Source organism: Edaphobacter flagellatus (assembly GCF_025264665.1).
In the GTDB taxonomy this organism is placed as follows: domain Bacteria; phylum Acidobacteriota; class Terriglobia; order Terriglobales; family Acidobacteriaceae; genus Edaphobacter; species Edaphobacter flagellatus.
In genome coordinates this window covers 626,000-647,854 of record NZ_CP073697.1, presented here as the reverse complement: position 1 = coordinate 647,854, position 21,855 = coordinate 626,000, and the positions used below count along the sequence as shown (strand labels likewise).

The 21,855-nt window shown below is 56.0% G+C and carries 16 protein-coding genes; 12 read left to right on the top strand and 4 right to left on the bottom strand.

All coding sequences use genetic code 11. The features are described from left to right. Positions 1–482: 482 nt before the first annotated feature. The 4 genes from KFE13_RS02550 to KFE13_RS02535 all read left to right on the top strand — a co-directional run bounded on the left by KFE13_RS02550 (position 483) and on the right by KFE13_RS02535 (position 6,443). A complete protein-coding gene (locus KFE13_RS02550) occupies positions 483–2,753 on the top strand; it encodes an endo-alpha-N-acetylgalactosaminidase family protein (protein WP_260705568.1) in 2,271 nt (756 codons plus the stop codon). A gap of 114 nt (positions 2,754–2,867) precedes the next feature. Then, entirely contained in the window at positions 2,868–3,323 is a 456-nt protein-coding gene (locus KFE13_RS02545) for a (2Fe-2S)-binding protein (protein WP_260705565.1), read from the top strand. A 15-nt stretch (positions 3,324–3,338) separates the two neighbouring features. Next, positions 3,339–5,615 (top strand): xanthine dehydrogenase family protein molybdopterin-binding subunit, encoded by a 2,277-nt coding sequence (locus KFE13_RS02540; RefSeq protein WP_260705564.1) that lies wholly within the window; start codon positions 3,339–3,341, stop codon positions 5,613–5,615. A 51-nt stretch (positions 5,616–5,666) separates the two neighbouring features. Then, a complete protein-coding gene (locus KFE13_RS02535) occupies positions 5,667–6,443 on the top strand; it encodes an ABC transporter ATP-binding protein (RefSeq protein ID WP_260705562.1) in 777 nt (258 codons plus the stop codon). 6 nt (positions 6,444–6,449) lie between these two features. Here the strand turns inward: KFE13_RS02535 and cydB are convergent, their stop codons facing one another. The 3 genes from cydB to KFE13_RS02520 all read right to left on the bottom strand — a co-directional run bounded on the left by cydB (position 6,450) and on the right by KFE13_RS02520 (position 13,593). Next, complete coding sequence (cydB, locus tag KFE13_RS02530; RefSeq protein WP_260705560.1) at positions 6,450–7,496, bottom strand: cytochrome d ubiquinol oxidase subunit II; 1,047 nt, start codon at positions 7,494–7,496, stop codon at positions 6,450–6,452. 20 nt (positions 7,497–7,516) lie between these two features. Further along, a complete protein-coding gene (locus KFE13_RS02525) occupies positions 7,517–8,890 on the bottom strand; it encodes a cytochrome ubiquinol oxidase subunit I (RefSeq protein WP_260705559.1) in 1,374 nt (457 codons plus the stop codon). A gap of 167 nt (positions 8,891–9,057) precedes the next feature. Continuing rightward, entirely contained in the window at positions 9,058–13,593 is a 4,536-nt protein-coding gene (locus KFE13_RS02520) for a glutamate synthase-related protein (RefSeq protein ID WP_260705558.1), read from the bottom strand. Between the two features lie 170 nt (positions 13,594–13,763). Here KFE13_RS02520 and KFE13_RS02515 point away from each other — a divergent pair, with 170 nt between their 5' ends. Genes KFE13_RS02515 through KFE13_RS02485 form a run of 7 tightly spaced genes read left to right on the top strand, consistent with a single transcriptional unit; the run spans position 13,764 to position 20,591 of the window. Beyond that, entirely contained in the window at positions 13,764–14,204 is a 441-nt protein-coding gene (locus KFE13_RS02515) for an arginine repressor (protein WP_260705556.1), read from the top strand. A gap of 49 nt (positions 14,205–14,253) precedes the next feature. Continuing rightward, positions 14,254–15,321, top strand: coding sequence for an N-acetyl-gamma-glutamyl-phosphate reductase (gene argC / locus KFE13_RS02510; RefSeq protein ID WP_260706892.1), 1,068 nt, complete (start codon positions 14,254–14,256; stop codon positions 15,319–15,321). Then, a complete protein-coding gene (gene argB / locus KFE13_RS02505; protein ID WP_260705555.1) occupies positions 15,318–16,100 on the top strand; it encodes an acetylglutamate kinase in 783 nt (260 codons plus the stop codon). The genes argC and argB overlap by 4 nt, the downstream gene beginning before the upstream one ends. Then, entirely contained in the window at positions 16,097–17,347 is a 1,251-nt protein-coding gene (locus KFE13_RS02500; RefSeq protein WP_260705554.1) for an aspartate aminotransferase family protein, read from the top strand. Before argB ends, KFE13_RS02500 begins: the two co-directional genes overlap by 4 nt. Beyond that, positions 17,340–18,446, top strand: coding sequence for an ornithine carbamoyltransferase (gene argF, locus KFE13_RS02495; RefSeq protein ID WP_260705552.1), 1,107 nt, complete (start codon positions 17,340–17,342; stop codon positions 18,444–18,446). Before KFE13_RS02500 ends, argF begins: the two co-directional genes overlap by 8 nt. A 50-nt stretch (positions 18,447–18,496) precedes the next feature. Then, complete coding sequence (gene argH / locus KFE13_RS02490; RefSeq protein ID WP_260706891.1) at positions 18,497–19,984, top strand: argininosuccinate lyase; 1,488 nt, start codon at positions 18,497–18,499, stop codon at positions 19,982–19,984. A 10-nt stretch (positions 19,985–19,994) separates the two neighbouring features. Continuing rightward, positions 19,995–20,591, top strand: coding sequence for a GNAT family N-acetyltransferase (locus tag KFE13_RS02485; RefSeq protein WP_260706890.1), 597 nt, complete (start codon positions 19,995–19,997; stop codon positions 20,589–20,591). Between the two features lie 209 nt (positions 20,592–20,800). Here the strand turns inward: KFE13_RS02485 and KFE13_RS02480 are convergent, their stop codons facing one another. After that, positions 20,801–20,962, bottom strand: a complete 162-nt coding sequence (locus tag KFE13_RS02480) for a hypothetical protein (RefSeq protein WP_260705551.1) — start codon at positions 20,960–20,962, stop codon at positions 20,801–20,803. A gap of 228 nt (positions 20,963–21,190) precedes the next feature. On the opposite strand from KFE13_RS02480, the gene KFE13_RS02475 reads away from it, so the two are divergent. Continuing rightward, entirely contained in the window at positions 21,191–21,817 is a 627-nt protein-coding gene (locus tag KFE13_RS02475) for a TetR/AcrR family transcriptional regulator (protein ID WP_260705550.1), read from the top strand. The last annotated feature ends 38 nt before the right edge of the window (positions 21,818–21,855 follow it).

Here is a 21,855-nt window from a genome sequence, read left to right as displayed (position 1 = left end):
ATTGGAAGCCTTCGGGTTCAAGCGGTACACGATATGAGCTCAATCTGTTTGTCGCAGATGCAGATGTCTTCGCATAGCTATCCGAAATGGGTTGAGAGTCTTGGCATCGATGCAAGTGCTAACGTGATAACAATCGAGCTCGATGGAACAGTTTCACATGCGTGTCTCTATATGCAGGGCAGGGAATCGGTCGAGTAAGTTACGTATCCAGCAAACACACTTCCCGCAAAAACTGAGGGCGGATTCGAAAGAGTCTGCCCTCAGTATTTTTGCGAGTACTTTTTGCGTTGTAAATGGAGCCCTCATGACTGCGGCTAGTGCATAAGTACATGCAGATTTCCCGGCTGCTTGCCAGCATTCCGGTGAATGACATACTATTAGCGCCATTCCTATTCATCTTCATCAAGAATAAAACTAAATTTTCATGGGTTAGTCGATAGCAAAGCTCTCGGAAACAAGCCAAATGTAAAGGATTTCAGAGAATGGATCGAAGGGCGTTTTTAGGAAATGGCAGCGCGGGCTTCATCAGTTTCTCATCTACCGCACGCTGGGGCTTTTCATTCACCCAATCTGAATTGGGAATGCGTAATGCTCCTGAAAATCCAGTCACCCTGCAATCCGATCAAGTCGAAGTCACTTTAAATCGAACGGACGGGCTTCCCTACAAATACAGCTTGAAAAAAACAGGTACTGCGCTGGATGGAGAATCCGCAGGTGGGAAAATCATCGCGGTTCTCTGTCGTTTGGATTCCTGGGAATTTCAGCCAGTCTCTCTTATAGCTTCTTCTGTAAAAGAAACTTCACATCAGGTAGATTTTTTCTTTCACGGGATGTGGGGGAATAGCCAGGCTGTCAGTTTTTCGATTCGCTATCTTCTTGATGATTCCACGCTATTCGTAACGTTGGAAGATGTTCAGGAGCACCATGGTTTCCAGCTTATTCAGGTGGAGTTACCGCGGCTTGCTTCGGTGCAACCTCAGGATGATGGTGCATGGCTTGCGCATGGAGATGAGGGTGGTAGCGTTGCGCTGCTGAAAGATGCAACTCCCGGCCATCTTCCTCCCAATCGATTCTGGGGGAACGCGCTGGCGACTCTGCCGGTTGTGATGGTCGGAACAAGAAAGTCCATTTGCGTTCTGGAAACAACCGCCTATATGGATGGAACAGAGCTCTCTGTATGGGAGCATGAGGGGCAACGCAGAGCTTCGCTGGGAACGATCCAGGCATACAGGGTCAATGGAAGTTTGGGCTATGACATGAACGAAGGCAACGGTGCGCCACGTATTCATGGAAATCGAAATACGCCTAACCTGCTGATTGAGCAGAAGTCGTCGTGCAGATTGGATTTTATTGGTGATGTCGATGGTAATGGATCGATTGACTGGCTGGATGGAGCAAAGCTTGTTCGCAAAAGAATGCCGCCGATTCCCAACACGTACTATCACGACAAATTCCAATATGACATCCTGTGCGACCTTCCCAGGCCTCGTCTACCGGTGTGTACGTTTCCAGAGTTGGAAGATCGCGTTAGCCAACTAGCCATCATGATCGACGGAGCTCCTCAGATCGTCCAGATATGGGGTTGGCAGTATAGAGGAAAAGATACGGGCTATCCTGCGGTTAAGGAAGTGAACCATCGCTTAGGAACCTACGAAGACCTCCTGCATCTGAAGAAAAACTGCAAAGAGAAATACAACAGTCTTATAACTCTTTCTGACAACTACGACGATGCATATAAAAGCAGTCCGGAATGGGATACGAATGTTATTGCGCGCCGTCCAGACGGAGAATTGTGGTTTAGCCGTGACTGGACCGGAGAGCCTTCCTTTGTCATAGGGCTGGCGAAATATATGGATGGACCAGGTACTGCTCGTGTCCACTACACCTGTGATCACTACAAAATCGAGGATGTCGCTCACGTCGATGTCCTAACGTATTTTTCAATTCGCAACGATTGGGATATAAACCATCCGGCCAGCGGAATCAAGAATCTCAAAGCACGATATAAAGTGATCGACCTGTTCAAAGAGCATGGGGTCGATGTCACTTCTGAATTCATCCGTTACGCCTTTATTGGAAAGGTAAGTTCTTTTCAGAACGGAATGTCCGGAGGGGTTTGTCCTTTCGGTGGCCAACCTGTCCCGCTGCAATCCGCTATCTACCGTAAAAGTGCAATCTGGGGGCAACAGGGCCATCCTATCGACAACATTGACAGAGTGTTGAAAGCACTCTTTTACAACGGATACGCCTATGTGTGGGGATCGGAAGATCCTCCATTCAATGTTTCGATCAATGATCTTACGGAGCTTTATTATCTTTCGCATATTCCTTGGTTCAAATTTCACACGCTGGATATTCAAGCGTTTCGGCGGGATGGCGACAGGGCAGTGATCCAGCTTGAGGGAAATTCGAATGTTGAAGTCAACTGGAAGACAAGAGATTATGCTGTAACGCTTAATGGTGTTGAGGTTGCACGCAACGGAAATACCTTCTGCCCATTTGATGACAATCGAATTGCGTTTTATTCACTTCGGGGAGAGACTCTGAAAGCCAGCCTTCCGAAAGGCTGGGACGGGCAAAAAGTTGCAGCTATTTCATTAGCTATATATGAGCCTGATCGGGAGGAAATTATGGTTCATGTAACAGGCAATCTAGTGCAGCTCAAGGTTCCGGCGCGTCGCCCCGTTATGCTGTATCGCGACGGCGTTGGAGCCAGAAACAGACTGTTGCCCTCACGATCGCGGCCCAGCTAGTTGGCTGGCCTCAGTCCGACCTTTGAGGCCGCAGAAGGGTACGGCGTGCAGAGCGTATCATTACATCAGCCGAATGTTTCAAGGTGATCCCACATTTGCATGAGGTGAGGTTAGATGCCTTTCAAGATCAACATCAATCGGAAGTCTCAAACGGTAGATGCGGCTGATGACACCCCGCTGTTATGGGTGTTGCGCGATACGCTCGATATGAAGGGCACGAAATACGGCTGCGGCATCGGCATGTGCGGCGCATGTACCGTGCTGATGGACGGCAAAGCCGTTCGTTCCTGTTTGCTGCCGATCGCACAAGTGACGGGAAGCATCACGACCATCGAAGGATTGGCGGAAGGGGATAGGTTGCATCCTGTCCAGCAGGCCTGGATGGACCTCGATGTGCCTCAGTGCGGCTACTGTCAGGGCGGTCAGATTCTCAGTGCAGTTTCACTTCTGGCCCAGCACCCCAAGCCGACCGATGCAGAGATCGAAGCGGGGATGACCAATATCTGTCGCTGTGCCACTTACAACCGCATCAAAGCAGCGGTCCATCGTGCTGCTGGCACCGAAGGTTGAGGAAGGAGACATTTCATGGCGGCTGCAGAGACATTCGCACAGTACGATACCGAGATCCAGGCTCTCATTGCCGAGGTCGAGACGATCTCATCGCCCATCATTTCAACCATGGGACGGCGCTCCTTTATTAAGCTTGCAGGGCTCGCTGGTGGCGGTCTGACACTGGCTTTCTATCTGGATACGCGTTCTGCTCGCGCCGAGACTAGCGGCAGTGAAACTACCACACTCAATGCGTTTGTCCGTGTCGCGCCTGACAATACCGTCACCGTCTTTTCCAAGGGGCCGGAGATTGGGCAAGGGATCAAGACCGCTTTTGGCCTCATTATCGCGGAGGAGCTTGATGCAGACTGGAGCACGGTGAAGGTCGATCAGGCTCCGATCAATCCTAAGGTCTATGGCTATCAAGGTGCTGGCGGTTCTACATCTATTCCGCGTGGATGGGATCAGCTGCGGCAAGCTGGAGCGACTGCTCGTGCCATGTTGATCGCCGCCGCGGCGAAGCAGTGGGGCGTGTCCGAAACGGAGTGCACCGCTGCATCCAGCGTTATCACACACACGTCATCTGGTCGAAAGCTTACATACGGCGCTGTGGCCAAAGTCGCATCGGCTCTGCCAGTGCCGGATGCCACCAAGGTTCCGCTGAAGACACGTGCGCAGTACAAGCTGCTGGGCAAACGTTTCACGGGTGTCGATAACCAGAAGGTTGTTACCGGTAAACCGCTCTTCGGGATCGATGTACAGCTTCCAGGGATGCTGTATGCCAGCTACACAAAGTGTCCTGCGGTTGGCGGTAAAGTCAAAAGTGCCAACTTGGACGAGATTAAGAAGATGCCGGGTATTGTCGATGCCTTTACGCTCGAAGGCACAGGCACGCCGCTGGAGGTGATGCCAGGTGTTGCCATCATTGCCAAGAGCACTTGGGATGCTTTCCGCGCCAAGGCTGCGCTCAAGGTCGAATGGGACGAAAGTGCTGCATCGAAGGACTCGCTCACTCAGGCAGCTGCCAAAGCCAAGGAACTGAGTGCAGCGATGCCCCCGCCCGAGATCAATGTGGGCGATGTTGACGCTGCTTTCGCCGCTGCAGGAAAGATCGTCGAGGCTTCTTACGACTACGCCATGGTTTCGCATCAACAGCTTGAGCCGCAAAACAGTACGGCCTGGTGGCATGATGGCACGATGGAAATGTGGACGCCAAGCCAGCAGTCCGATCGCGGCCTGGCCATGATCATTAAAATGCTCAATCTGCCCGAGGATAAAGTTGTCATCCATCAGACACGCGCTGGGGGCGGTTTTGGTCGCAGACTAATGAATGATTACCTGTGCGAAGCTGCCGCCATCGCAATGAAAGTTAAGGCTCCCGTCAAATTGCAATGGAAGCGTGAAGATGATTTTGCCCACGATTTCTTCCGTGTAGGTGGCTATCACTTCCTGAAGGGCGCAGTCGATAAAAGTGGGAAGCTCTCTGCTTTCCAGAACCATCTCGTAGCTTTTTCGGCAGATGGTAAACGGGCAGTCACAGGCGGAAGCCGTAGCGGCAACAGCTTCCCCACGGATATCGCACCCAATGTGCGCTATGCCATGAGCCTGATGCCGTTGATGATTCCGTGCGGCCCCTGGCGCGCTCCAACAGATAATGTGCAGATGTTTGTTGTTGGAAGCTTCCTGCACGAGCTATCGGTTGCTGCAGGACGCGATCATGTTGAGTTTCTGCTGGAGTGGTTCAACAGGCCGTTGACCAAACCAGCGCAAGGTCCTCCGCCCGACCTCAGTCGTACCTATAATCCCGCACGTGCCGCAGGTGTTCTCAAACTGGTCGCAGAAAAATCCGGATGGGGAAAGAAGCTACCCGCAGGCCGTGGACTCGGCATTGCCTTCGCCTGTTCGTATGGCGGCCATATTGCTGAGGCCGTGGAACTGAGCGTCGACGCCAACAAGCACATCACTGTCCACAAGATCACAGTCGTTGGAGATATTGGCCCAATCATCAACATGAGCAGCGCCGAAAATCAGGCACAGGGAGGTGCAATCGATGCTCTATCCACGGCCGTGGGGCTGGAGGTCGGTGTAGAAGAGGGGCGTATTCAGCAGAGTAATTTTGCCGAGTATCCCATTCTGAGGATGGCCAGCGCGCCGCCGGTAGAGGTCCACTTCATCCAGTCGGATTTCCGTCCCGCTGGACTGGGAGAGCCTTGCTTGCCACCATTGGCTGCAGCATTAAGCAATGCCATCTTCGCCGCTACCGGTGATCGAGTAAGGACAATGCCTTTCAAGCGAGCTGGCTACTCAATCTAGAAGTTGGTTACTCTTTGGGGGTATCTGCTATTTCATCTATTCTAGAAAGGAATGCCACCTTTTCTTGAACTGAAGCATGTTAACGTTGCCCGCGGCGAGAATATTGTCCTTCGTGATATCAATTTGTCCGTCAATACTGGAGAACACATCGCTATCCTTGGTCCAAACGGATGTGGCAAATCGACGCTTATTAAAACCATCACCTGCGAATGCTACCCGATTGTTGAAGATGGGATGGATGTTTGTATCTTTGGGCGAGCGCGTTGGGACCTTACGGAGCTGAAGAAACGTCTCGGCGTCGTTTCGACTGAGTTGCCAGGGAAGCATACATTGACGACAACCGGGCGGGATGCGGTGCTGACTGGCTTCTTTTCTTCATCCACGCTCTGGCCGAATCTTATGGTGACAGACGAGATGCGAGTTCGTGCCGATGAGGTTCTTGCTTTGATCGACGCGGACCCATTGCGCGACAAGCTGGTGGGTCACATGTCTGCCGGCCAACAGCGGCGCATCATGATTGGCCGCGCGCTCGTTGCTTCTTCACAGATGCTTCTTCTCGACGAACCCTCGAATGCGCTTGATCTCGCCGCGCAGCGCGATCTGCGCGAGTTGCTACGGCATCTTGCACAGCAGGGGACAGGCATTCTGTTGATCACGCATCATGTCTCCGACATCATTCCCGAGATCGAACGCATCCTGATGATGAAAGATGGACGCATTGCTGCCGATGGTCCGCGGAAGAGTCTGCTGACGGAGGAACGGCTTAGCAATCTTTTCCAAACGGAGGTTCGTCTCACGGAGAGAGATGGCTTCCATCATGCTTGGTAGCTTGGTTCAGTGCCCGTAACCTTCTGCGTGCTCTGGTACTTTGCCGCGGAAGAGCCAGTAAACCGTAACTGAATAGATGACCGCCAGCGTGATACCGAAGCTCCACCATGCCAAGCCCACGCGTAAGGTGTGCGGACCTGCGAGAGCGCGGTCGATTGTAATATCGCGCCCTGCTGTACCAACGGATGGAAGCACGACTGGGAACAAACCTGCTGCTGCGCCGACCAGCATGGCCGCTAGGTATAAGCATGAACCTAAGAATGCTCGCCACTCCCAGCCACGAGCGAGGGATACGGCGACAGTAGCCAGTCCTGTGATAACTGCTGCTGGTGCAAGCCAGAATGCGCCGTGTTCGCGATAGTGAGCCAGCGATTCCGGACGGGCGATTACAGTTGCCGGAATGCTGGCCAATGTAAGAAGAAGCACAATAGGCCAAAGCCGTTTCGCCATAGCTGTAGCGCGTTCATTCAATGCATGCGCGGTTTTGAGGGCAAGATATAGCAAACCATGAAGCGCCAGAGCGAGCAGGGCAAGGACGCCACCGATGGCGGTGTACCAGTCAAGAATGCCAGGGTTAGCTCCAGTTCTCCAATTGGTCCACAAGGGCAGGAAGAAGTAGTCATCGGTACCGAGTGGGACTCCGCGAATTACATTGGCCAATGCGGCTCCAAAAAAGATTGCCAGCAATATGCTGGACAGAGAGAACGTTGTATCAAATAAGCTGATATATACCTTGTCGTGGGTGTGTGCCCGGAGTTCGATACTTAAGCCGCGGATCATCAATAGCCAGAGCACAATTGTCAGCGGAAGGTAGAAGCCACTAAACGAAGACGCATAGAGCAGTGGAAACGCAAAGAACAGGGTGCCTCCGCCCGCGATCAGCCAGACTTCATTGCCATCCCAAACTGGGCCGATGGCATGCATGGCTTTGCGCTTGTCCTGTTCTGTCCGCGCAACAAACAGATAGACAATACCGACGCCGATATCGAATCCATCGAGGACGACATATATGGTCAACATTGCAGCCACAATCCAGAACCAAAGTGTTCCCATCGCTTCTCCTCGTGGAAGAGTTATGCCGTTGTCAACGTGTGTCCATCATGGCCTGCATCGACCGCAGGAGCCCTCGGTCCTTTTTGAATTGCCGTATAAACCATCACGATCCATAGGATCGACAGTACCGAATACATTCCCAGAAAACCGAGCAGAGTAAACAAGCTCGTTCCGGGGCCGACATGTTTGGAGTAGCCTTCCGATGTTCGTAGCAAACCATAAACGAGCCACGGCTGGCGGCCTAATTCAGCAGTCATCCAGCCTGCGGTGTTTGCGATATAGGGGAGCGGGAAACTGAGTAAAAGCGGCCACAGAATCCATCGCGTTGAATAGAGCGTACCGCGATAGAGTAGAAAAGCTGCCACGGCCATAAGAGCGACGAAGTAGGTCCCAAGCCCGGCCATGATGTGATAGCTGTAAAACAGCAGCGGTAAGGCGCCAGGCCAGTCTTCTTTGGGAAATTGATCCAGGCCCTTAACTTCTGCCGCTGTTGTGCCATAGATGAGGAAGCTAAGCACCTTGTTGACGACTAGTGGATTGTCGATCGTCTGATTTTCGACATCGGGTTGTCCCATCAACACAATCGGAGCGCCGGGAGTTGAATGAAAAAGCCCTTCCATTCCTGCTACCGCTGCGGGCTGATGCTTCGCCATGTACTTGCCATGCATATCGCCAGTTGGAAAGATCTGCGCGATGCATGAAGCGACTCCCGCGATGACGCCTATTTTGACGTAGATGCGACCATATGGCTCAAACCGGCCCTGCAGCAGATAGAGCGCTCCGGTTGCCGCTACGACGAATGCGCCTGTGATCACGGCGCCAGACATATTGTGTGCGTATTGAATCCAGGCCCACGGATTCATGAGCAAACCCCAGAAGCTTGTTACCTCATAGATTCCATGCGGCAGCAACTTGTAGGCGACGGGATGCTGCATCCACGCATCGGTCACGATAATGAAGAATCCCGATATCCACGATCCGACGAAGACCATGAAGGCTGCAAACCAGTGAAGTGCGCGCGAGATGCGCCGCTCTCCGAAGAGCAGCAGGCCGAGGAAAGCCGATTCGAGGAAGAAAGAAAAGACGCCCTCCATCGCTAACGGTTGGCCGATGACTCCTCCCGTGCGTCGCGAGAACTCCGACCAGTTCGTGCCAAACTGAAATTCCATTGGAATACCGGTAACAACGCCAAGTACGAAGTTCACTGCAAAGATGCGCGCCCAGAACCGAGCAGCGACGTCGTAAAACTCGCGCTTTTCATCATCGGTTGTACGTAGCGCGACCGTCTTCATTACAACGATAAGAAGCGCTAATCCCATGGTGAGTTGTGGGAAGAGGTAGTGATAGGTGATGGTAAAGGCGAAGTGGATCCGATGAAGCGTGAGCGCGTCCATCCAGTGGTCTCCTCTTGCCACCATTTATACACATACAAAGAGAGGCAACTCTTGAAAAGAGAAAGGCGGAGCGATTAGCGCAAGAAAAAGATTCCGCTAATCGATAACCGGTTCAAAGAAGCAAATAGCCCCGGTTTCCCGGGGCTATCGATGAAGCTATATTGCAGCTATGCCTGCGGTTTGGGTGTCAACCTAATGAAGGCTTTCGAATAAGTTGGCCAATCTGCCAACATCGTTCGCGCCAGTCCGCTGTCGGCAAGGTTGGTGTGCTGTTCGAGCAAGTGCTTGAGGAACTCCTGCGCTTCCGCGTCGACAGAGTCGAAGGTTTCGGGCGTGATGAATTCCGGATGGAAGCGGTCGCCACGGATGGAGTTGCCGTCTGCGTCATAGACCCAAGCTACGCCACCGGTCATGCCAGCCCCGAAGTTCAAGCCAACCTTGCCCAGCACTACGACTGTTCCGCCGGTCATGTACTCACAACCGTGGTCGCCAACACCTTCAACGACCGCAGTTGCGCCGGAATTGCGGACGGCGAAGCGTTCGCCAGCGCGTCCCGCAGCAAACAGTCTGCCGGATGTTGCTCCGTAAAGAGCTACGTTGCCGATGATCACATGTTGGCCACTGTCTTTGGCTGCAAGACCTCGTGCGCGAACGATGAGTTCGCCGCCGGAGAGTCCCTTGCCCACGAAGTCATTTGCCTGGCCTTCGAGTACAAGCTTCATGCCATCTGCCGCAAAAGCGCCGAACGATTGACCCGCGATGCCGTTCAGACGGAAGGTGACGTCAGCGTGGAGATCAGATTGTGCGCGACGCAGTGCAAGCTCGCCCGCAAGACGTGCTCCAACGGAGCGGTCGCTGTTGGCGATCGTCGACTCGACCACATAAGGCTTACCGGCTTCCACCGCATCGAGCGCTGGTACAACCCACTGCTCATCGATGGGAGGCTTGGGCTGCGGCTGATCGTTGCGTCCTCCCATCCAGCGACGTGGTCCATCGCCAACCTGAGCCAGCATGGGAGCCAGGTCGAGGTTGCCATCGAAGCGTACCTGCTCCAGCAGATCGGAGCGTCCGATTGCTGCTTCAAGAGAGGGAAGACCATAGCGCGCCAGCATATGCTGCAGATCGGCAGAGAGCTGCTCGAAGAAACGGACAACATGCTCCGGCTTGCCGCGGAACTTCGCGCGCAACTCAGGTTTCTGTGTGGCGATGCCTGTGGGGCATGTGTTCAGGTGGCACTGCCGCGCCATGTCGCAACCCAGCACGACCAGCACGGCCGTGCCGAAAGCATACTCATCGGCACCTAGCAATGCGGCGACCAGCACATCACGCGCAGTTGCCAGGCCACCATCGGTACGAAGGCGTACACGTCCGCGCATCCCGTTCTGGATCAGCACCTGCTGGGCCTCAGCAAGTCCAAGCTCCCACGGATTACCGGCATACTTGATGCTCGAGAGTGCTGCAGCTCCGGTGCCTCCCGTGTTGCCGGCGATAACGACGTAATCTGCATATGCTTTGGCAACACCGGCAGCGACGGTGCCAACGCCGCATCCTGAAACCAGCTTTACTCCAACGGTTGCCTTCGGATTGACGCGCTTCAGATCATAGATCAGCTGCGCAAGGTCTTCGATGGAGTAAATGTCATGATGCGGAGGAGGGGAGATCAACGCAACCCCAGGCTGCGCATGACGAAGCCGCGCGATCAGGCCGCTGACCTTATGGCCAGGAAGCTGTCCGCCCTCGCCGGGCTTGGCTCCCTGAGCCACTTTGATCTCGATCTCTTCGGCATGAGCGAGGTACTCCGCTGTAACGCCGAAGCGACCGGAGGCGATTTGCTTGATCTTATTGTTCAGTGAGACGTGGACCGCCGGTGCTGCGACCAGAGGCTCGGCAACCGCTACACCACCCTGTGCATGAACAGCTGTGCTTGTGCCGCCGGACGAAGGCGTAAGGCTACCACCTGCTGTGGCGATCTTGTATACGGCGGAATCTTCGCCGCCTTCGCCAGTATTCGAGCGTGCGCCGAGCATGTTCATCGCCGCGGTTATCGTTTGATGGGCTTCTGGGCTGAGCGAGCCAAGCGACATTGCACTGGCGACAAAACGCTTTGTCAGACTTGCAGGCTTCTCGACTTCATCGAGGCTCAACTCTGCACCTGCCGGACGAATCTCCAGCAGGTCGCGCAGCACAGCAGGATCGCGAGAGATGATGTCGCGTGTGTAGATAGCGAACGCACCCGCGGGATCGGTTGGCTGCGGCACATTGCGTGCGCTGCCAACAACAGACTGCAGAGCTTTGACGGTTGGCGGCTGCCACGCATGTGGCTCGGCAACATCCGCTTTGCGGAAGCGTACCCAACCGTAGTCGGGCAGATCGGCCGAAGCAGGAGTTTGCTCGCTCGCAGGTTGCCATGTCTGGCGAAGCTGGCGTTCCACCTCGGCAAAGCCGATGCCGGAGAGCGGTGCAGGAGTTTCCGGGAAGCAACGAGTAACGACACTTGAATGCAAACCGAGAATGTCGAACAGTCGCGCATCGCGATAGCTGTCGACAACAGAGATGCCCATCTTCGACATCACCTTGGCTAATCCGGCGTCGAGCGCCTTCAACATCTTCTTTTCGGCCACGTCCGGATCGGTGCCTGCAGGGGCAACTGCACGTCCCGTCTCAAGAGCGAGCCATGGACAAACAGTACCCGCGCCGTAGCCGATAAGGACCGCGGCATGGTGGATGTCGCGACAATCGCCAGCCTCGACAGCAAGACCCACAAGCGTACGCAGGCCCGCAGAGACCAGCGCTTCATGGATAGCACCTGTTGCCATTGCCATCGGAACAGGAAGTTGTTTGGCGCTTGCGCGGCGGTCCGTCAGCAACAGGATGCGCGCACCGTTGCGCACCAGCTCAATGGCCTGCATCGAAATCGCATCCAGCCCTGCGAGCAGCGTGCTCTCAGATGGAAATAGGCAATCAAGCTCAGCAAGGTGAAGCTCTGGCTGATGCGGATACTTTCCGGCCCGCAATGCCGCTACCTGTCCAAGCGAAAGGAACGGCGAAGGCACCGAGATGCCGGGCAGGGGAGCATTCTTGTCCAGCATGTGAGGCCAGGGGCCGAGACGCGTATGCAGTGAAACAACGATCGATTCGCGCAGAGAATCAATCGGAGGATTCGTCACCTGCGCAAAACGCTGGCGGAAGTAGGCGTATACAGGTCGTGGCGTGCGTGCCAGAAAGGCGAGCGGTGTATCGTCGCCCATCGACCAGACAGCATCCTTGCCGTCTGTCGCCATCGGCTGCAGGATCATCTTCACGTCTTCGCGCGTGTAGCCGAAGCCACGCTGTATGGTCGCAAGAGCAGAGGTATCGCCATAGGGCTCGGCAGCAACCGGCTCCAGCAAAGCATCTTCAAGCAGCTTGGCGTAGGTCGCTCCCGCGTCGAACAGCTCCGTCAGCTCCTCATCCTCATAAAGGACATGTTTCTCCAGGTCGATGAGCAACATCTGTCCCGGACCGAGGCGTCCGCTATGCGTTACTTCATTTGGGTCGAGATCGACAAGGCCAGCCTCTGAACCAGCGACGACCAGTCCATCCTTGGTCACAGAGAAGCGGCAGGGACGTAGTCCGTTGCGGTCAAGCACAGCGCCAACCATGCGGCCATTTGAGAAGGCGATCGCGGCCGGCCCATCCCACGGTTCGGCGCAGTCAGCGTGATAGCGAAGGAAGGATGAGGTGTGTCCTGCCACAACTGCAGGCGGCAGCAGCATGCGCATGGCTTCAGCCAGCGTGCGTCCGTTGTGGGAGATCAACTCGACGGCTTCATCCAGGCTGGTGGAGTCCGTCCCACCTTGCGTCAGGACAGGCTTGCACTCGACTGGGAGCGTTGAGTCGCGCGCTGCCATGCGGGCGCGGTTGCCCCACACCGTGTTGATCTCTCCATTGTGTCCGAGTGTGCGTCCAGGCTGAGCACGGTGCCAGGTGGGAAGGGTGTTAGTGGCGTAACGCTGGTGGAAGACTGCGAAAGGAGTGACATAGTCTTCCGCTGCAAGGTCAGGGTAGAAGGCTGCAAGATCGACGCCCGTACACATGGCCTTGTATACGACTGTCTGTGTGGACAGACTACAGATATAGCCGGTGACGTCGCCGCGCTCATGCGAGCGCTCGAACTGCTTCCGAGCGAGATACAGGCGCCGCTCCGTGGTTCCAGCCTCCGCTCCCTCAGCATCTGTAACCAGAACCTGACGAATGTTTGGCATGGTCGAGAGTGCCATCTCGCCGAGATATTCGGTCTTTACTGGAACGTCACGCCATGCAAGAACCGTCAGATCATGTGACTGCAACGCGCGCTCCAGCAGCGCTTCGGCGCGGGTTTCGTCCTTGGGAATAAAGAGCATGCCTACGCCAAGGGGAGCATCCGGAGAGACAGAAAGTCCGGCAACTCGAATAAAAAACTCGCGAGGAATACCCGCCAGAATACCTACACCATCCGAGCTCTTGCCGTCAGCAGCCGTTGCGCCGCGATGAGCCAGGCGGCCAAGTGCGGTTAAAGCCTGTTTGAGAATAGTATGAGTCGAATTGGCGTGAATCGAGGCGACAAAACCGACGCCGCAGGAGTCGTGGTCGAACCGCTCATCAATCAAAGATGAGCCCGGGTTCGCACGAACGCAGGAGGGTATAGAGGTAGGAGCAGAGACGTGAGCGCGAGACCGTTCCATAATTCACTATACGTCCGACGCGTGGGAAGTTGCATCGGAGATACCTTTCCGTCAAGGTTGTAGGGGGACTCCTCGTGGAGTCATTGCATAAATATACATTACACTGTATATTTATGCAATAGTGCTGTAGACCTATCAGCCATCAAAAAAGAGCGGCAAAAGATACAGAAATGAAACAGCAACGTCATACCGTAATTCGAGAGCTGCTTAGTAAAGCGCCCATCTCGAATCAGGACGAGTTACGGCAAAAATTAGCAGGGCGTGGGTTCTATGTTACACAAGCCACCCTCTCCCGTGACATTCACGAGCTGAAATTGTCGAAAGGACCGGGCGGATATTCGCTGTCGAACGGCAATGGAGACGAGGAAGATTCACTTCCCGGCATCCGTGAAGTACTGCAGAGTTTTGGTTTGGAAGTGCGCCAGGCGATGAACCTGCTGGTGCTGATTACGAAGACCAGTGGTGCGCAACCTATCGCCGCCGGCATTGATTACGAGGATTTTCCGGAGGTTGTGGGAACCATCGCCGGGGACGACGCCGTACTGATTATCTGCCCCGATATGGAGCAGGCAACGAAGTTGAAGACGAAGATCGAAGGTTATCTTGGCTAATTCAGGTGTTCTGGAGACATCGACGGAGGCCGCCTCAGCAAAGGCGGCAGTGCGGCGTGTGCCGCGTGTTGCCGTTGCCGGAGTGAGCGGCTATGCCGGGGGCGAGCTCGCCCGCCTGCTTCTGCGTCACCCTGGTATGCAGGGCATTGCACCTATGTTTCTGGGCCGCGCTGGAGAGACGGCGACTGAGTCCACGACGACGATCGAGGAGATTCATCCTCACCTGTCGATGATTGCCGCCAGCTCTTCCCACGCAGTGCAGCCATTTCACTGGGACCGCATCGCCGATGCAGGCACAGAAATTCTCTTCATGGCGACGCCGCATGAGCAGTCACGTGAGTGGGCTCCGGAAGCGATCGCCCGTGGCATCCGCGTTATTGATCTCAGCGGAGCGTGGCGGCTGCACGACGATGCGAACCGTGCAGTCTACAAATTGCATGATGCCGACGCAGCGCAGGCGGCGAAGCTTCAGGCCGAGGCAGTCTTCGGATGCCCGGAGCTGCACCGCGATGCTATCCGCACGGCGCGTTTGGTTGCCAATCCTGGCTGCTACTCCACTTCGGTTATCCTCGCGCTTGCTCCGCTGACGCAGGCTGGAGTAATTGATCTCGACCGCGGCATCATCTGCGACTCGAAGTCTGGCGTTAGTGGAGCTGGCAAAGCTCCCACGTCGAAGACGCATTTCATGTATGCAGCTGACAATCTTTCTGCCTATGCAGTCTTCGGTCATCGGCATACGGGCGAGCTGCTGGAGCAGCTGCATCTCAGCGCCGATCAGATTCAGTTCACGCCGCATCTGCTGCCGATCCCACGCGGCATTCTGTCGACGATCTACCTGAGGCTCAAGAAAAAGACCGCAGCGTCCGAACTCAGCGAGCTGTTCCAATCCTTCTATAAGGACAGCCCGATGGTGCGCTTGCACACGACGCCGCAGCTGCCGCAGATTCAGCATGTCGTGCGCACAAACTTCTGCGACATCGGCTTTACACTCGCCGAAGACGGCCAACGCCTAGTGATTGTCTCGTGTCTCGATAATCTCTTGAAGGGGGCAGCAGGTCAGGCGGTACAAAACATGAATGTGATGTGTGGTTGGAAGGAAGAGGAGGGGCTGCTGTGAGATTCGTTGTAAAACTTGGCGGCGCTGGCCTGGAGAATCCAAAGCTGCTGCACGCCACCGGCAAAGCGATTGCCGAGTTGGTAGCCGACGGTAACAAGGTTGCCGTGGTACATGGCGGTGGTGTCCAGCTGACGAAGACGCTGGCGCAGCTTGGTAAAAAGAGTGAGTTCATCTCCGGTCTTCGTGTGACCGATGCCGAGACGCGCGATGCTGCGCTGATGGTTCTGGCCGGACGTGTCAACAAGTCGCTCGTGGCCTCGCTGGCCACGCATGGACAAGCTGCTGTGGGGCTCTCTGGCGGAGATGGTCACGTATTCCGCGCACGCAAAAAGAAGACCAATCCCGATCTCGGCTTCGTCGGCGAGATCGCCGCGACCGATCCGCGCTGGATCGAGGCCATCTGGACGATGCACGCTGTGCCGGTCATCTCGTCCATTGCACTTGGCTTCGATGGGGAGTACTACAATATCAATGCTGATGAGATGGCTGCAGCCTGCGCTATTGCGACTAAGGCCGACGCGCTGGTCTTCCTGACCGACGTGCCGGGAGTCAAAGGTGCTGACGGCACTGTGATGCGATGGCTGTCCCTTCCGCAGATTCCGCTGCTGGAGAAGCAGCAGGTGATCTCCGGCGGCATGTTGCCTAAGCTGAATGCTTGTCGCGAGGCGCTGACGCATGGTGTCAAGCGCGTACGCATTCTTCCTGCGGAGTCCGCGGCACTGCTGCCGGACATCTGCTCCACACGAGTCAACGACGGAACGGAGGTCATGGTCGCATGAACCTGGCATCGATTCAGGCTGCAGAGAATAAACTGCTGCTGAATACCTACGAGCGGAATCCCTACCTGTTTGTCAGTGGCAACGGAGTCTATCTCCGCGATGAGAATGACAACCACTTCCTCGATCTGCTTAGTGGCATCGGCGTCTCTGCGCTTGGCTATGGACATCCCGCGATTGAGCAGGCAATCGCGCACCAGAGTGCGCGGTTGCTGCATACGTCGAACCTCTTCTTTCATGAAGGCACTGCAAACCTTGCTCTGCGATTGACTGAGATCAGTGGGCTTGATCGCGTCTTCTTCTGTAACAGTGGGACCGAGGCGTGGGAGGCAGCACTGAAGCTTGCTCGCGCCAATGCGACCAAGGCGCGTGAAGAGGGCAGGAAGATCGGCACGAAGTTTCTTGCGCTCGAACACAGCTTCCACGGCCGCACGATGGGCTCGGTAGCGACGACGCACAAGGATAAATATCGCCTGCCGTTTGCCCCCGTGATGCCGGATGTTGAGTTCGTCCGCTTTAACGATGTTGCCGACCTGCGCGCGAAGTTCTCAACCGATGTTTGCGGCATCTGCATCGAGCCTGTGCAGGGCGAGGGCGGTATTCATCCCGTCTCGCAGGAGTTTTTTGCGGCAGCGCGTGAGCTTTGCGACTCGACCGGAGCGTTGCTGCTCGCCGACGAGATTCAGAGTGGTCTCGGACGCACAGGCAAATGGTTCGCCTACCAGCACTACGGCATTCTGCCCGATGTAACAACACTGGCAAAGCCGATCGCCGGAGGAATTCCGATGGGCGCGATGCTGTGCTCTGAGAAGGCTGCTGCGGCCATTACGCCAGGCATGCACGGTACAACCTTCGGCGGTGGTCCACTGGCCTGTGCCGTGGCTATCGCTGTGATCGATACGATGCAGCGCGAGAATATGCTTGCTCACATCGAAGAGGTCGGCGGATTCTTCCGTTCGGAGCTGGAGAGCCTAAAGCAGCGTCACGACTGCATTACTGAAGTTCGCGGACTCGGCCTGATGCTGGGCATTGAGTTAAACTCCGCCGAGCTTGCCAAGCGCGTTGCTGCGCAGATGATGGAGCGCCATATCATCATCAACCGGACCAGCGAGACGGTGCTGCGTTTTCTGCCTCCATACATCCTGGAGCGCGAGCATGTGACGATTGCCGTCACTGCGCTCGACGAGCTTCTAAAAGCCAACACGGAACTTGCCGGCGCTTCGCCGGCGGGAGAGAAGATACATGGGTAGCAAGACAGTTGTGATGAATACAAAACCGGACGCAAACGAAGAGACGCCGGCACGTAAGCCTGCCGTCACACTGGGCATTCAGTCGGATACGGCATTTAACGAGGCGGCGAAGCGCCTATGTGGACGCGACCTCTGTTCGGTCTCCGACCTCACGGTGGAAGAGACAGCAGCCATTATGGAGCTGGCGCATGCGGTGAAGAACCATCCCGAGGACTTCCGTCATGCACTCGATGCCAAGCAGATGGTGATGTTCTTCGAGAAGGCATCGCTTCGCACACGTCTTACGTTCGAATCTGCAATTAATACGCTTGGCGGCAATGCGATCTTTGTCGATCAGACGCAGTCACCGCTCGGTGAACGTGAGTCGCTTTCGGATATGGCGCGGAACCTCGAGCGCTGGATGAGCGTGATCGTGCTGCGCACTTACTCGCACGAGACGATCACGGAGATGGCTTCGTGCTCCAGGATTCCAGTCGTCAACGCGCTATCGGACCTCGAGCATCCCTGTCAGGCGCTCGCGGACTTCCTGACGCTGGAAGAGCGCTTCGGATCGGCTGAGGGCCTTCGGTTTACCTATGTAGGCGACGGCAACAATGTGTGTCACTCATTGATGTTGATGGCGGCACAGCTTGGTGCGCACTGCACGGTGGCGACGCCGAAAGGATTCGCGCCAAAGCTCGACATCATCCATAAAGCCATCGAGATCGCAGAATTGACTGGTGGTAGCATCACGCTGCTGCACGATCCGGTCAAGGCGGTTACGGGAGCGGACGCCGTCTATACGGATGTCTGCACCAGCATGGGCTTCGAGCACGAGGCGACCAAGCGTGCGCCGATCTTCAAGCCGTATCAGGTCAACGAAGAGCTGATGAAGCATGCGCAGCAGGATGCTGTCTTTATGCATTGCTTGCCTGCTCACCGCAACGCTGAGGTGACCGATGCTGTGCTCGATGGTCCGCAGTCGATCGTCTTCGACCAGGCGGAGAACCGCATGCATGCGCAGAAGGCTCTGTTGCTGATGCTGCTGGGTGGAGCGAAGCGCATTACCAGCGGACGCGGGCGCGGCACGCAGGCGCGCAAACGTCCTTCGCTGACATAGTCGTCAACCGCATCGGACCGATGCAGAGATAGGAGCTCGCAGTGAGCAAGATGTGGTCGGGGCGGTTCCGTGAACCGCTCGATCCTGGGTTCGAGTCGTGGCAGCGTTCGTTTCCTTTCGATGTGCGGCTGCTTCCACAGGAAGTGGCCGCGTCGAAGGCGCACGCTCGCGCCATCGCCGCTGCCGGCATTCTGACTGACGCCGAACTGGTGAAGATGCTCGATGGTCTCGATGGCGTGATTCCGGCGGCGCTCGAAGAGGCGAAGAGCGCAAAACTGGATGCCGCTTCGGCTGCTGCGATTGCTGCGTTGCATCCCGAAGCCGAAGATATCCATCATTTCGTCGAACTGACGTTGACGAAGCAGATTGGCGATCTTGCGCTGAAGCTCCACACAGGCCGCAGCCGCAACGAACAGATTGCGACTGACATGCGTCTGTTTGTGCGCGATGCGATTGACGAGACGCTCGCTGGCCTGCTCGCGTGGCGCGAGGCGCTGATTGCCACGGCGAAGGCCGCAGGCGATGCTGTGATGCCTTCGTATACACATCTGCAGCGTGCGGAGCCGGTGCTTGTCGCACACTGGCTGTTGGCGTATGTCTCGATGCTCGAGCGCGATTTCTCGCGGTTGAAGGATTGTCGCGTACGGTTGAACTTCTGTCCGCTTGGCTCGGGAGCAATTGCTGGCGCGACGCTGAAGCTGGACCGTCACATCGCTGCTTCTGCGTTGAATTTTGATGGGCCGACGCCGAACAGTATGGATGCGACGAGCGATCGCGATTTTGCGCTGGAGTTTATGCAGAATCTCGCTGTGCTCGGCCTGCACATCTCGCGGTTTGCCGAGGAGCTAACGTTGCATTCGACCGCAGAGTTTGGCTTCCTCGATCTGCCGGAGCGGTTTTCGACGGGCTCGAGCGCGATGCCGCAGAAGAAGAATCCTGACCTGACGGAATTGATTCGCGGCAAGGCCGGACGCCTGCAAGGAGCGGCGATTACGCTGGCGACGATCGTCAAAGGGCTTCCGCTGGCTTACAACAAGGACCTGCAGGAAGGGCAAGAGCCTGTGTTCGATGCGGCGGATACGATCAGCGGGATGCTGCGTCTGCTGCCGGAGTTTACGGGTGCGCTGCGGTTCCGCGCGGATGTGATGAAAGCTGCTGCGGAGAAAGGCTATCTGAACGCGATGGCTGCTGCGACGTATCTCACGCACAAGGGCGTTCCGTTTCGCAAGGCGCATGAGAAGATCGGCCAGGCGGTTCGGCTTGGGCTGGAGACAGGGCGTGAGCTGAACGAGCTTACGCTGGATGAGCTGCGCGGCTTCGGCGAGGAGTTTGCCGCGGACTTCTTCGATGCCATTACGCTCGAGGCTACGCTCGATTGCCACGACGTGATCGGCGGAACGGCTCGCGCGCAGGTGAAGGATGCCTTGGAAGGTGCGTCGCAGAGGATTGCGACGGATCGGGCCTTGCTTGCATCTTTATACTCGAAGAAGGCGGGTGACTCCGCGAACGTGGGTTTGGAGCAAACAGCAATTGTCTAACTCGTCTCTGATGCCTGTCAGCGAATCGACTGCGTCGACGCGTGAACGCGTTGGCGGAGCGGTTGTGCGCAAGGCGAAGCTTCCGGATGCGGTGAACATCTTCGAGCTGGTGAACTCGCTTTCGGGCGATGGCACGTTGCTGCGCCGAAGCTATGCGGAGATATGCGAGAACGTTCGCGATTTTTCGGTCGCGGAGAGCGAGAGCGGCGTCTTTCTGGGCTGCGGCGCGCTGCATCTTTATGGGCCGCATCTTGCCGAGGTGCGTTCCATCGTGGTGAAGCCGGAGGCGAAGGGACAGGGAGCTGGTGGTCGGTTGCTGCGTGCTCTGCTGGAAGAGGCGGAGGAGCAGAGCGTGACTTCGGTCTGCCTGTTTACGCGTATTCCCGACTTCTTCTTTCACTTCGGATTTCGCGTCGTTGACCGGACGGTTCTGCCGGACAAGATCTACAAGGACTGCCAGACATGTCCACGGCTTTATGCGTGCGATGAGGTAGCGATGGCGCGTGGGCCGATTCCGAAGACGGCAGTGCTGGGGCCAAGCCGGTTGCCACAGAACGAGTTGGTCAAGTTGCAGGCGGGATCGATTGCTACGGTCAATCCGAAGTAGCCCCCTACCCCCTCCTCTCTGCTTTTTGTAAGTTTCCTGTTTTGTTTGGTTTGCGCGATTCAACAAAGCAAAATATTCAAAGCAGAGGGTTTAACCCTAAAAATATAGATTCCAAATGAGTTAGCCCCGGCTTCGTGCCGGGGCTTTTCTTTGTTTGCTGATTTAAGTATAGCGAGGAGAGGGAAACTTATCGGCAGATTTTATCGGGTTTATTTGATTTGGAATGAGTGAGTTGCGATTTCAGGGGGCTTGACAGGATTTTCGCTCCGGCTGAAATGGGGCGCTCCGCCTTCAAAGGCCGTATACGCTTTCGGCCAGCAGGCCATGAACAGGGTTATGAAGTTAGCGATAAGCAGGATGCTGTACTTCATACCTTCTTAGCTGGACCCGACAAATATGATCCGTCTCGATGAATGACCGCAGCACGGAATGATTTATCAAAGCGAACGCTGACAGGGCAGATCGCTGATTGCGCTCTTCGCGATGCGGGTGAATCCGGATTCATCTTGGCAAAGGGCCTGTCGGTTCTTTAGAGTGGCGGGGGACTGGATATTTCCGGTGGTGAGGCTGAACTGAAGCGCAAGGGTGCAGGTGCGGGGGTGGAGGAGGAGGCTGGGCGGGATAAATCCGCGGCTCCTTCGACGGGGCCGGGGAGCGAAAAGTACCAGAAGATTCTGGATGCGGCAGTGGAGGTGATTGCCGAGCGGGGCTATTTCAACTGTCCGGTGAGCGCGATTGCGAAGCGGGCCGGGGTTGCGGATGGCACGATTTATCTCTACTTCAAGAGCAAGGACGATGTGCTGCGGACGGCGATCGACACGACGTTTGAGCGGTTCTATCGTCAGGTAGAAGAGCGGTTCCAGACGCTGAAGGGGCCGCGGGAGCAGTTGGAGTACATTGCGGAGGTGCATCTGGCGAGTGCGCAGGTGAACCGGAGCATGGCGATCCTGATGCAGACGGAGATGCGGCAGAGCGCGAAGTTTATTGCTGAGTTCTCGCATCATCACTTGGTGCGGTATATCCAGGTGGTGCGGGAGGTGATTCGGCGAGGGCAGCAGGAGGGAATCTTCCGGCAGGACATCTCGGATGGCGTGGTGGCGCACTGCATGTTTGGCGCGATCGATGAGCTGCTGAGCTCTGCGGTGTTTACGGGACGCGCGTATGATGCGAAGGCGACGGCGCGGCAGGTGATGGATGTGCTGATGAATGGGATTGCTACAGGGTGAGCGTGGTGGCGTCCTGGTGCATGGTTGCAGATGCGGTC